The sequence below is a fragment of the Pseudoalteromonas sp. A3 genome (genome assembly GCF_025942345.1).
Classification (GTDB): Bacteria; Pseudomonadota; Gammaproteobacteria; order Enterobacterales; family Alteromonadaceae; genus Pseudoalteromonas; species Pseudoalteromonas atlantica.
The window spans coordinates 39,649-52,228 of the sequence record NZ_JAPCKL010000014.1 but is presented as its reverse complement, the minus strand read 5'-3'; the positions used below and the strand labels follow the sequence as shown (position 1 = coordinate 52,228).

At 41.5% G+C, this 12,580-nt stretch carries 14 protein-coding genes; 1 reads left to right on the top strand and 13 read right to left on the bottom strand.

Translation table 11 applies throughout. The features are described from left to right. Nucleotides 1-7 precede the first annotated feature (7 nt). From cheD to OIZ54_RS17900, 12 genes are all read right to left on the bottom strand, one after another. Nucleotides 8-631: a chemoreceptor glutamine deamidase CheD gene (cheD, locus tag OIZ54_RS17955; RefSeq protein ID WP_029774194.1), complete on the bottom strand. Its 624-nt coding sequence runs from the start codon at nt 629-631 to the stop codon at nt 8-10. Beyond that, nucleotides 615-1,445, bottom strand: a complete 831-nt coding sequence (locus tag OIZ54_RS17950; protein WP_054983326.1) for a CheR family methyltransferase — start codon at nt 1,443-1,445, stop codon at nt 615-617. The genes cheD and OIZ54_RS17950 overlap by 17 nt, the downstream gene beginning before the upstream one ends. Before the next feature lie 60 nt (nt 1,446-1,505). Then, nucleotides 1,506-4,211 (bottom strand): methyl-accepting chemotaxis protein, encoded by a 2,706-nt coding sequence (locus tag OIZ54_RS17945; protein ID WP_264390982.1) that lies wholly within the window; start codon nt 4,209-4,211, stop codon nt 1,506-1,508. A 48-nt stretch (nt 4,212-4,259) separates the two neighbouring features. After that, the gene (locus OIZ54_RS17940) at nt 4,260-4,745 is read right to left on the bottom strand and encodes a chemotaxis protein CheW (RefSeq protein WP_055255280.1); all 486 of its coding nucleotides are present in this window, start codon (nt 4,743-4,745) and stop codon (nt 4,260-4,262) included. Further along, nucleotides 4,742-6,829, bottom strand: coding sequence for a chemotaxis protein CheA (locus tag OIZ54_RS17935; RefSeq protein ID WP_264390979.1), 2,088 nt, complete (start codon nt 6,827-6,829; stop codon nt 4,742-4,744). Before OIZ54_RS17935 ends, OIZ54_RS17940 begins: the two co-directional genes overlap by 4 nt. Before the next feature lie 14 nt (nt 6,830-6,843). After that, nucleotides 6,844-7,206: a response regulator gene (locus tag OIZ54_RS17930; protein WP_029773320.1), complete on the bottom strand. Its 363-nt coding sequence runs from the start codon at nt 7,204-7,206 to the stop codon at nt 6,844-6,846. 8 nt (nt 7,207-7,214) lie between these two features. Beyond that, nucleotides 7,215-7,487 (bottom strand): STAS domain-containing protein, encoded by a 273-nt coding sequence (locus OIZ54_RS17925; RefSeq protein ID WP_264390977.1) that lies wholly within the window; start codon nt 7,485-7,487, stop codon nt 7,215-7,217. Nucleotides 7,488-7,650: 163 nt separating this feature from the next. Beyond that, nucleotides 7,651-8,268: an SCO family protein gene (locus OIZ54_RS17920; protein ID WP_264390976.1), complete on the bottom strand. Its 618-nt coding sequence runs from the start codon at nt 8,266-8,268 to the stop codon at nt 7,651-7,653. Further along, nucleotides 8,265-9,194, bottom strand: coding sequence for a heme o synthase (gene cyoE / locus OIZ54_RS17915; protein WP_264390974.1), 930 nt, complete (start codon nt 9,192-9,194; stop codon nt 8,265-8,267). Before cyoE ends, OIZ54_RS17920 begins: the two co-directional genes overlap by 4 nt. Before the next feature lie 11 nt (nt 9,195-9,205). After that, nucleotides 9,206-10,195: a COX15/CtaA family protein gene (locus OIZ54_RS17910; RefSeq protein WP_264390973.1), complete on the bottom strand. Its 990-nt coding sequence runs from the start codon at nt 10,193-10,195 to the stop codon at nt 9,206-9,208. A 30-nt stretch (nt 10,196-10,225) separates the two neighbouring features. Then, nucleotides 10,226-10,720, bottom strand: coding sequence for a transmembrane cytochrome oxidase associated protein (locus OIZ54_RS17905; RefSeq protein WP_264390972.1), 495 nt, complete (start codon nt 10,718-10,720; stop codon nt 10,226-10,228). Next, complete coding sequence (locus tag OIZ54_RS17900) at nt 10,710-11,450, bottom strand: SURF1 family protein (RefSeq protein ID WP_264390971.1); 741 nt, start codon at nt 11,448-11,450, stop codon at nt 10,710-10,712. Before OIZ54_RS17900 ends, OIZ54_RS17905 begins: the two co-directional genes overlap by 11 nt. Nucleotides 11,451-11,464: 14 nt before the next feature. Here OIZ54_RS17900 and OIZ54_RS20305 point away from each other — a divergent pair, with 14 nt between their 5' ends. Beyond that, entirely contained in the window at nt 11,465-11,776 is a 312-nt protein-coding gene (locus OIZ54_RS20305; RefSeq protein WP_085065488.1) for a DUF2909 domain-containing protein, read from the top strand. Here OIZ54_RS20305 and OIZ54_RS17890 read toward each other — a convergent pair. Beyond that, on the bottom strand, nt 11,676-12,551 hold the full coding sequence (locus OIZ54_RS17890; RefSeq protein WP_004588217.1) for a cytochrome c oxidase subunit 3: 876 nt from the start codon (nt 12,549-12,551) through the stop codon (nt 11,676-11,678). The genes OIZ54_RS20305 and OIZ54_RS17890 overlap by 101 nt on opposite strands. Nucleotides 12,552-12,580: the final 29 nt, after the last annotated feature.

Genomic DNA, 12,580 nt, shown 5'->3' with positions numbered 1-12,580 from the left:
ACGACTCCTAAAACAGCTCTATGTTAGTCTCGGTGGCTTTATCTTGTTGCTTAAGGTTTTGCAGGTAGCGCACTTCGCGTTTTTCAATTGTGTTGTTGTGCAAATTCTTCAGCTTTTTTACGTGGACTTTGCCCGTATGCGGATGAAAAAAAATTTTTCGAGGCCACGGCCCCCCCATATCTTGTGCGACAAGATTGAGCGACTCTTCCTGAATATACGCATTGGCAAAGCTAATATTACCTATCCCTATGTCGGTCATTGCGCTAATTATTTTGCCGCCACCAAAGAGTTTTATTTTTAAATTTTTTCGCGCAGCACCACCTTTGAGTACTTCGTTGATCAGGTATTCCATTGCCCAATTTCCGTAGCGGCAGCTCAAACTATGGGCACTGTTTAATTCTAGGCCTTTTTTTACCGGCAACATAAAATGATTTACGCCACCTATACCGGCTTTTTCATCGTAAACACACGCGGCTATACACGACCCAAGCACTGTAGAAATAAGCTCATCATTTTTCGATACATAAAATTCGCCAGGTAATATTTTTGCCACCACGCTTGTGCGCCCTGCATCCCAGTAACGTTTTATATGTTCAAACCCTGGGAGCACCGGCCTAAACTGTGCGTGCATTGTGTTGCTTTTGATACATGGTTTTCCCTAAATTTTTAAACTCAGAATGCTCTTTTCCCATACTCTCTGAGTGTCCTAAAAACAAATAACCGTCACGATTAAGTGCATTTGCATAACGTTTAAACAAGGTGTCTTTTGTTTCTTTATCAAAATAAATAACCACGTTACGACATAAAATTAAGTCAAACTGCCCTTTCATAGGCCATTCTTGTAAAAGGTTAAGGCGTTTAAAAAAAATGTGCTTATTTAACTGTGGTTTTACTTTATATGTTTGCCCATCTTTGCTTTTTAAAAACCACTTTTTAAGTACATTGTTTTCTAAGCCATTTACATTAGCCGCGGTATAAATACCCGCTTGTGCTTTGGCTAATACATTAGAATCTAAATCGGTTGCTAAAATTTTTACATCCCAAGAACTTGGGAATAAATCGGCAAGGGTTATTGCTAAGCTGTAAGGCTCTTCGCCTGTAGAGCAACCCGCTGACCATACGCGTACTCGTTTTGTTACTTTGTTACTGCTAAGTAACTGCGGCACTATGGTGTTTTTTAAAAACTCAAAGTGGTGGGGTTCTCTAAAAAAGGAGGTTAAGTTAGTGGTAATAGCATTAATAAATGCGTCAAACTCAGCCTCTTTATTATTGTGTAAGTACTCTAAGTATTGAGAAAAGTTTTTAAGTTTATGCTCTCTTACCCTTCTTGCTAAGCGGGAATACACCATTTCGCGTTTATGATCGCCAAGCACAATTCCGCACGCGTTATAAACTAAAGTGGCAATGTCTTTAAAATCTTTATCGGTACATAAAAATTCTTTCATTGTCATACCATCCCTTGTAAAGCAGGCTTGCTAGGGTATTAACTAGCAAGCCAGTAATGACTAAAACTCTTCCCATTCATCTGCTGAGTCTAGAAAGTTTTCGCCTTTGGGTTGGGTATTTTTTAAATAGCCACTAGGTTGGCGCGCAGGGGGCGCTGAGCGTTCAAAGTGTGTATTTGGCAATGTGTTCATGCCTTGCTGCCCGAGTGAAAAAAAGTGCAATAACTGACGCATCTCGTTTGCTTGCTCAGCCATTGACTCGCCCGCCGCAGACGCTTCTTCTACAAGGGCCGCATTTTGCTGGGTCATTTCATCCATTTGGGCAACCGCTTTATTAACTTGCTCAATACCTGCGCTTTGCTCTTCAGAGGCTTCGGTTATATCCGAAATCATTTGCGTAACACGTTGTACGCTTGAAACAATTTCTCTGAGTGTTTCGCCCGACTCATTTACAAGCACAGAGCCATCGGTCACTTTTGCAACGCTGTCTCTAATAAGCTCTTTAATTTCTTTGGCTGCTCCAGCTGAGCGCTGCGCTAAATTACGCACCTCACCAGCAACAACGGCAAAGCCACGGCCTTGCTCACCCGCTCTAGCTGCTTCAACGGCGGCGTTAAGTGCCAGTAAATTAGTTTGAAAGGCAATTTCATCAATCACGCCAATAATGTCTGCAATTTTTTTACTCGACTCGTTAATGGCCGACATACTCGTTACAGCTCTATTAACTACTTCACCACCTTGAATTGCTTTCTCGCAGGTTTCTTCGGCTAAATCGTTAGCGACTTTTGCGTTATCTGCATTTTGTCTTACGGTACTGGTCATTTCTTCCATACTTGAGGCGGTTTCTTCAAGTGATGAAGCTTGTTCTTCGGTACGCTGGCTTAAATCGGCGTTGCCTTGCGAAATTTCCTCTGCGCCACTGGCTACTAACGTGGCCGATGAGTTAATTCGATTAATCACATCGGTCAATTTATCTGCTGTGGTATTAGCATCTTGCTTGAGCTTATCAAACGAGCCTTGATACTCTTTTTCTATGCGTTTTGATAGGTCGCCATTGGCCATTGCATCAAGCATTTGCGCGGTATCACTAACGGCATCATCCACAATTTCAACTAAGCTGTTTAAGCCCTGCGCTAAGCGTAAGAAAAAGCCTTCTTTACCTTTTTCCTCTACTCGGGTTTCTAAATCGCCATTACCTGCATCGCTGACTAATTGTGCAATTTCTTTTTCTATTGCAACTTCGCCCGTTCTATCTTCCCACTCAACTACGGTGCCTATGCGTTCTTGTTCTGGTGTAAAAATAGGGTTTGCAACTAAACCAAAGGTGCGCCCGCCTACTTTTATTTCGGCTCGGTAAGTTGTTGTAAGTTTAGCTAGTAGGTTTTGTTGATGAGCCGGATTTTTATGGAATATATCTATGTTTTGCTGCATTAAATTGGTGCTATCAAAGTTTGGCAGCTCCTTTTTCAAATCATCTTCGGCAATACTCATCATCGATTTAACCGCGTTGTTCATGTATACAATTACATTTGAAGCATCGGCTATCATGGTGTTTGTTGCTACGGTATCAAGCGCTTGTTTTACTCTTAAGTTTTCTTGTGCTTCAGCACGTTCTTGCTCTGCTTTTGCTACGCTATCTGTAATATCTTCCCACTCAACAATGGTGCCTAAATGCTTACCTCCATGGTTTATCCACGGTGTAGCAATTAAACTAAAAATAAGCCCCGCTAAACGTAACTCAGTTTTATAAGGTTGTTTTAAGTTTTTTAATAGTTCGCGTTGATGAGCTGGGTGCTTATGAAAATCATCAACACACGTGCCTATTAAATTATCAACAGAAAAACTAGGTAGCACACCTTGCAACTCAGTTTCTCGCGCTTTGAGCATTAACTTAACCTGATCGTTTACAAATACAATATTTAGGTCTTTATCGGCAATCATTACATTGGCTTGGCAAACAGTTAACGCACTTGCTAAATCGGCAGCCTTTTTAGACTCGCGCTCTAGCTGTTTTTGCGCGGTGATATCACTGGCGTATTTAATAACTTTATAAGGCTTGCCGCTTAAATCGAAAATAGGGTTATAAGAGGCTTGGATCCATATTTCTTGCCCTTGTTTGCCTATTCGCATGTACTCGCCCGAGTCGTACTCGCCTCGTCCTAACTTATCCCAAAATTGTTTATACTCGTTTGTTTTAGCGTATTCTGGGTCGACAAATAATTTATGATGCTGGCCTTTTATTTCGCTAAGTTGATAGCCTAAACCATTTAAAAAATTGTCATTGGCAGTAATAATTGTGCCATCAAGATTAAACTCAATCACCGCCTGAGATTTACTAATTGCCTCAAGCTGGCCTTGCGCTTCAGCGGCCTGTTTCTTTTGTTCGGTAATGTCGGTAGCAAATTTAATTACTTTTAGCACTTGCCCTTGGCTATCAATAATTGGGTTATAGGTAGCTTGGATCCATACTTCTCGCCCTCCATTAGCAAGACGCTTAAACTCATTAGAAATAAACTCACCACCGCGCAAGCGTTGCCAAAAATTTTTATACTCGCTGCTTTGTGCTTCATCTGGTTCAACAAACATAGAGTGGTGCTGCCCTTGCACTTCCTCTAAACGGTATCCCATTGCATTTAAAAAGTTTGAATTAGCCGTAATTATTCTGCCACTGGGTTCAAACTCAATAACCGCTAATGATTTATTTAATGCATTAACGATTAAGTCATTACTTGATTCTGACTGCTTCGGATTACTAAACCATCCCATGCCCATCACCACCTTTATGTTTGTTTTTGTTGCTACATAGCGCTTTGGCTATATATCCATTGTTCTTTGTAAATCTATCAACGAGACCATTTTTTCGCCCACGTTCACCAACCCTGCGACATATTCACAATTACTCGAATCAGACAGGCTAGGAACGGGCTTGGCGTCTTGCTCTGCAATGCTGTAAACATCTGAAACCGCATCTACTGCGATGCCCATTATTTTTGAATCATTTTCAAAAATAACTTTTACAACAATAACAACCGTTAATGGTCCATATTCAGTGCTTGGCAAGCCAAAACGTAAGCGTAAATCTATTATTGGCACTATGGTGCCGCGAAGGTTTATCACTCCTTTAACAAAATCCGGCGCGTTGGGTAGTACGGTAATTTTTTCCCAGCTCCTGATCTCTTGCACGGTTAATATATCTACGCCGTATTCTTCGCCAGCCATAATAAAGGTTAAAAACTGCTTAACGCCTTGCTGTTGCCCTAAATCAATTTTGTTGTTTAGCTCGCTTTGCTCACTAATCATGAAGCCTCCAGAGGTGTTTTAGATTCTATGATTAGCTCTTGGCTACCTGGTTTTTTAAGCCCTGATAATTTTATTAAGCCGCTAATATCAACAATTAACGATACACGCCCGTCGCCTAAAATAGTTGCTCCAGACACCCCATCTACTTTTTGGTAATTGGCCTCTAAACTTTTTATGACTACCTGCTGCTGCGAAAGTAAGTCATCTACCAGCAAACCCACTTTTTGGTTGTCGGTTTCAACAACCACCAGCAAGGTTTTGTCTAATGACTCTATGGCGTTTTGATGATTAAAAATTTGATATAAGCGTAAAATAGGAATGTATTCGTCACGCAGCCTTAGTACATCTAAGTCTTTACCCACTCGGCTTACTTTAGTGATATCAATCTGTAGTGATTCAACAATAGAAATAAGTGGAATAATATAAGTATGCTGGGCAACTTTAACTAATTGACCATCTAAAATGGCAAGCGTAAGGGGCAGCCTAATTGTAAAGGTAGAGCCAACGCCAGGCGCTGATGAAACCTCAACCGAGCCATTTAAAGATTGAATATTGCGCTTAACAACATCCATTCCTACACCACGCCCAGATAAGTCGCTAACCGCATCGGCGGTAGAAAAGCCGGGCATAAAAATAAGCTCGTTAATTTCATCATCTGTTAAATTACAATCAGCGGTGATCAGCTCATTAGCAATGGCTTTTTCTTTAATTTTTTGCGTATTTAAGCCTTGCCCATCGTCCATTATTTCTATCACGATATTGCCGCCTTGATGAAAGGCATTTAAGGTCACGGTGCCCACTGGGTCTTTACCTGCGGCAACCCGCTGTTCAATTGTTTCAAGGCCATGGTCGAGCGAATTCCTGACTAGGTGCACCATAGGGTCAGATATTTTTTCCATTACCGTTTTATCTAGCTCGGTTTGCTCGCCTAATAATTTTAACTCCACCTGTTTATTTAGTTTTTGCGCTATATCGCGCACTAAACGCGGAAACCGGCTAAATACAAAGTTAATCGGTAACATACGAATACGCATAACATTTTCTTGCAGGTCTCGGGTATTGTGCGCCAGTTGTGCCAAACCTTCTTGTAATGACGTAATGGTTGATTCGCTAATTTCTTGCTCGCTCAACTGATTTAACATGGCTTGTGTTATCACCAGCTCACCGACCATATTTATTAACGAGTCTACTTTGTCTATTCCTACTCTTATGGAGGTAGACTCTGGTGCTGATGTTGGCTTTTTATCGGCTGTGGGTTTGCTTTTAGGTTTGTCGGGTGCTTTTTGAGCATCGCTAATAGGCGGTGTTTGAGCTGTGCTATCGCTGCTCTTTTCATCAGCGTTTGCGGTGTGAGAAGTGTCTTCATCAAATAACCCGCCACAAAGCTCTATTTTTATATCGGCATCATCTTCTACCCATTCAAATACCTCTTTAATAGCGGCTTCTTTTTCGCTGGTATTTAAAAAAAAGCGCCAGTGTAAGTAGCACTCGTCACTGCTTAAATCTTTAATATCTGGGATATCGTCTAAAAAGGCCTGTGTTTCAAGCTCGCCGAGTTCAGCTAGTTCGCTGATCATAAATAAAGGCTCGTTGCCTGTTTTAAAAAGGTGATGATGCGGTTTAAAATCAATTTGAAAGGTATTTACCTCAGCAGCAGCCGTGACTTCGCTTGCCTCGCTTGGGGCTGAATCGGCTTGCATTTCCAGTACAATTTCAAACTGTTTTTTTAAGGTTGTAGCGTGTGATAAATCAGGCTCTTGCTCTGCTTGCAGCTCACCGAGCAACCCACGCAAGCAATCAACAGCTTTAAGCATTAAATTAACGTGCTCGGTGGTGAGTTCGCGCTCACCTTGGCGTATTTGATCCAGTAGGGTTTCTAGCACATGGGTAAACTCAGCAACAGAGTTAAAGCCAAAGGTGCCACTGCCCCCTTTAATTGAGTGCGCAGCTCTAAAAATAGTATTTATTGTTTCTAAGTCTTCTTCGCCGGGCTCTAAATTTAATAGCTCGGCCTCCATTGTATCTAGGCCTTCAAAACTTTCTTCAAAGAACACTTCAAAAAATTGACTTAAATCTATACTCACGCCGCACTCCTCAGTTAACGAATTACTTTTTTAAGTACCGCTAGTAACTGATCCGGGTTGAAAGGCTTTACAATCCAGCCTGTTGCGCCAGCTGCTTTACCTTCTACTTTTTTATCTAATCCTGACTCTGTGGTTAGCATAAGTAGCGGCGTAAATTTGTAATCAGGAAGGCCTCTGAGCTCTCTGATAAGCGTAATGCCATCCATAATGGGCATATTTACATCTGAAATTACCGCATCAAAACTTTGCTGCTTGGCAATCGCGAGGGCTTCGCTGCCATCTTTTGCTTCGGTAACATCAAAACCTGCGGTTTTAAGCGTAAAGCTCACCATTTGACGCATTGACGCAGAATCATCAACCGCTAAAATTTTCTTCATATAAACCTCTAACCTTTACTTTCAAGTGTTAAATATTTACTTAAGCCAAGTTGATTAATGGCGTTTTGAAGTGCATCACTGCTGCCTACCCATACAATTTTATGGTGTATGGTAAGTAGGTGTTTTTGTAAGGCACACAAAAGTTGAATTGACGCGGTATCGGCTGAAACAACCTCACTGACATCTAAACAAATATCGTTGTTACTATTGAGTTCTTGTAATAAATCTTGGTGAAGAGTCTCTACTTGCATAATCGCAAGTTCGCTTGGAAGTTTTAGCATTTTTTCAGGACTTTCCCTGTCAATTCAATTCATAACAAAAGCTTAGCCTTAGTTATTAAAATTGCCATAAAAGGCTCAAAAAAATTAATAAAACTTTTAAAAGTGGCGCTAAAAAGCAAAAAAGGAGCCTAAGCTCCTTTTAAAATGCGTGAAAAGTTTAAAACTAGTTTTTATAGTAATCCGCTATTTGTTTAAATTCGCTAATGAGTTGAGTGGTATTAATAAGGGGCACCTTTCCTTGTTGGAACTCAGGCTTAAATATGGCTCTTACCGCTCCATTTGCATCAACTAAAGCCACCGAAGCACTATGATCGACCGCATATTCTGATTCTTGCGAGTCACTAATGGCATAAATTAGACCAAGCTCTCTAACCACTGGGAATAGGTTTTTGTGCTCACCCGAAACAGCTAAAAAGTCAGGATTAAAATAATCAATATACGCTTTGCGCTTTACCGGCGTATCGCGTTGAGGGTCTACCGACATAAACCAAATTTGCAGTGGGTATTCGTTATGTAACTTTTTATACACGCTGTTTAGTTTAGCAAGCGTTAATGGGCAAATATCTGGACAACTGGTATAGCCTAAAAACACTAAGTTCCACTGCCCCAAAAATTGCGCTTTGGTGACTAACTCACCGTTTTGGTCGTTAAGTGTAAAATCAGAAAGAGGCTTGGCTTGCTCATACACTAAGGCTTGCACATCGGGCGCACTATTTTGCTCTGAGCAAGCGACTAGTAAAAACGAAAAAATTACAACTAAGCTAATCCGTAACTGCTTCATAAAGGGAGCCATTTATCTATAAATAAGATCACGAAGAGTACCATTAAATGCACAATTGAAAAGCGAAATAAGTCCATTGCGGTGTCATCGCTAGGGGCTAATTTAAGCTTAACCGCTTTATACAAAAAGAGTGCATTGAGCACACATGCGCCGACTAAATAAATACCGCCCGACATACCAATTAAATAAGGTAATACACATACAAGCGCCAGTAATATGGTGTAAGCCACAACACAGGTTTTGCAAAAATCGATACCGTGAGTCACTGGCAACATAGGAATTTTAGCGCGTTCGTAATCGCTTTTGCGTGCTATTGCCAGTGCCCAAAAATGCGGTGGGGTCCACGTAAATATAATCATTACGAGTAACCATGGCGCGGCTGCCATTTGATTGGTTTCAGAAACCCAACCCAATAAAGGCGGCATTGCGCCAGCTAAGCCACCAATTACAATGTTTTGCGGTGTGGCACGCTTTAAAAAAGAGGTATAAATAAAAGCATACCCAACTAATGCAAACAAAGTAAGTACGGCCGTTAGAGTGTTTGCCCAAAGCATTAGCATTATAAAACCAGCAACCCCTATCACGCCTGCAAAGCTTAGCGCATGGGTTTTACTAAGCCGGCCTTTGGCTACAGGGCGGTGGCGTGTACGCGCCATTTTTGTATCTATTTCGCTATCAACAACATGATTTATTACCGCCGCAGCGCCAGAGAGCAAACCAATGCCTAATAAACTAATAAATTGTACTGCAATGCCTCGCCCTACATCAGGCGCCAGTGCCAAGCCAACCCAAGCAGTAAGTACCAACATAGCCACTACTTTAAACTTGCTAATAGCTAAGTAATCTTGCAGTAAATTATAAGCACGTTGAATAAAAGGGTGTGCGCTAATAACCCGTAGTTCTTTTTTGTCGAGTGTGAGTGCCATAATTATTCCCCTTAAGTGCGTGCTTTTAGGTAGTAACACAACCTAACCATAGTCAATAACAAGATAGCTGCCATTAAATTGTGCGCCAGCGCCACTCCAAGCGGAAAGTGCCAATGTACCACCGCAAGCCCCAAACTAATTTGGCAAAGTAGCGCAACAAGCACGCTGACAGTACAGTGTTTTATTTTTGCAGATTGCGCCTGACTGTATATACGCCACATAATCAGCGCTAACACAATGCATGTAACTAGCGCCCAAATTCTGTGTAGTAGATGAATAGACATACGCGCCTGTTGCGATAGCACTCCGTACTCATAATTACTGTGCTCAAGCGGCAGCTGAAACACACTACTGAGTGAAAATGGCTGCGCATAACTACACAGCGGTAAGCCATTACAGTGTGGCGCTGCATAATTTGCTGCAAGCCATCCTCCTAATGCAATTTGAATAACCAACACAGTCAATGCAACTAAGCTCAATGAAAAATAGCGTTTAGCGCTACTATCTCCGCCGTCTATGGGTTTAGTAGTTAAACGCAGGTATAAAAGAGTGATTAGCGATAAAATACTAAATCCCCCCAGCAAATGCCCCATTACAATGAGCGGTTGTAAGTTCATTGTAACGGTCCACATACCCAGCGCAGCCTGAAATATAACTAACAACAATAAGGCTAGCGGTAATTTAACCGGCGTGTTTGAGTAATGGCGCTTTACAAAAGCCAATACAAATAGCGCTAAAATAAGCAATCCCAGCGCGCCTGCAAAGTAACGGTGGATCATTTCTTTCCACGCTTTGGCGGTTTCAAACATCATATCTGGGTAACTTTGGGTAGCTAGTGCGATATCGGCTTCATGCTTTGGTACAGTTAAAAAGCCATAGCAACCGGGCCAATCAGGACAGCCAAGACCTGCGTCACTTAAACGTGTATAAGCACCTAGCCCTACCACCAACAGCGCAAGTAACCCCGTTGCAAGTACCCAGTTTTTATAATTTTTATACATAGGAATCTCCCATTAACAATGCGCTATTAATTAGCTTGAACGAGAATAATTAAGCAGTTTTTTTAAATCTTTTAATAAACCTTTTTGCACTAAACGGTTTTCTTGTGGCAGCTCTTTAAACGGATACTCAAGCACCACTAAACCCATATGATCGATTAAATATAGGCTAGCGGGCTGCAAATTTTGTTGCGCGTTAAAGGTTTTCCAAGGAATGTTTTTAACTTTAGGCGCTCCCATTACAGCCATATCAACCTTGCCCTGATTTTTTCCTAAGGCGATATATAAGTTATTAAGCGCATTGAGCTGCTCATTGCACGAAGCGTTACATTTATTGGAGTAATTAAGCGCAATTGTCCATTGCTTAGGGTTATGTTGCTGCCAGTTTTCAAGCTTTACTTCGTGCTGTAATAACTCGCCATTATTGGTAATGGCGCTCGGCAACCAGTCTAGTTTTAGCGCACCGTATGCAAGTACTAGCGGTACAGCGCAACATACAACAAACAAAGCCAAGGGGTTATTTTTCATTGTTAGTCCTCTTTTTACTGGCAAAAATGGCCACCACTACACAGGCTAAGGCTATTAAAAACCATTGCACTGCATACGCTTGGTGCTTTTGCGGACTCATCACCACCGCTTTATAATGCGGTATAGCTAGCGCATCTCCTGCACCTTGACGATAAGCCATAAAATTAAATAACGATTGATTACTCTGCTCACTTAGCTTTTGTAAATCTATTGATTGAATTCGTTTTTGAAGGTCTTGTTTTGTCGAATCGGTTTGTAAGTTAAAGCTCGTTAAGTTTTGCTCTTTTATCTGCGCTTTAAGCGTAATATTACGTTTAGGAAGTTGAATGTTAGGTAGTTCGCTGCGTGAAATAGGTGCTTTTACCCACCCTAAATTAACGAGTAAAGCGTCACTTGCTTGGCTTGGCTTAAATAACACCAATAAATCGTAACCAACTTGCCCTTGGTAAACTTGGTTATCTAAAAGCCAGTATTGCTGATTTATTATTTTTCCGACAAGCTTAACCACTACACCTGTTTTATTCCACTTTGAAGGCATTGCCTGTAATTGCTGCCAGCTCATTACGCCTTGGGTTTGCATGTTAGCTATAGCTGTTAGCTGTTGCTGCTTTTGCTCAGCCCTTGCTAATTGCCAATACCCTAAACGTACACATACCAGCACCACAGCTACCACAACGCAAAGTGCGATAAATGAGCTAAGCTTTTGTTTACGCCTTAAAATTAACTGCATAAAGGGTCAACCCAGTGATTATTAAAATTATTATTGTGCTGCTGTTACTATTTATACTTTTCAACTTGTTTAGAGCGCTATTTATTATGGTGACCGATAAATCTGGCGGTCGGCCTATGTCGCATTTTTTAGGCCGTCGCGTGCTGTTTTCTGTGGTGGTTTTGGTGATGGTGATAGCCGCTGTAAAACTTGGTTTTATAAAGGCTAATCACTCACCATTAGCCGTTACAACACATACACAAAAACAAATAAACACAGCCACACCACATCAACAAAATGCCAGTACCAAGCCGCTGCTTGAAACGCAAAATGTTTATCTTTCGTAAAGTGGCCTTTTAAAATACGCACAAATACAACAAATAAAATGATGGCGCCAAGGGTCACATGCATGCCATGAAAACCTGTCAGCAAAAAGAATGTATTCCCGTAAATGCCTGCATCTAGTGTTAAGTTTAAGTCGTTGTAGGCATAAATATATTCTTCTACCTGCAATGCTAAAAAGCACACACCCAATAAAATGGTTGCCCCTAGCATCACCTTTAGCGGTTTACGTTTATTGTTTTCAATGGCTACGTGAGCAAAATGCAAAGTAACCGAAGACGCTAATAAAATAAGCGTATTAATAAGGGGTAAGCCTTGCCACCCCATAGCTTGCGTGGTTTCACCTGCTGGTGTGGTTAGTAGTGGCCATACGGCCTCAAAGGTAGGCCAAAGCACCTCGTTGGTCATCGCATTATTCCCAGCGCCGCCAAGCCAAGGCACCGACAATATGCGGGCGTAAAATAATGCGCCAAAAAAGGCCATAAAAAACATAACTTCAGAGAATATAAACCAGCTCATTCCTTGTCGAAATGAGCGGTCCATTTGCGCTGAATATAAGCCCTGGTCAGACTCGCTAATTACATTTTTAAACCAGCTAAAAATCATATACAGCAGCACTGCAATGCCTGCATATAGCAGGTACACACCGCTGCCCCCTTCACTTTCTAAGTTCATGACTGTTAAAGCCGCACCCACTGCAATAAAAAATAACGCCACCGCGCCCACTATGGGCCACGGGCTTTGCTCGGGTACGTAGTAGTTTTCATAATCTTGATTCATGTTACTTGCTCCTAGTTTTACACTAGACA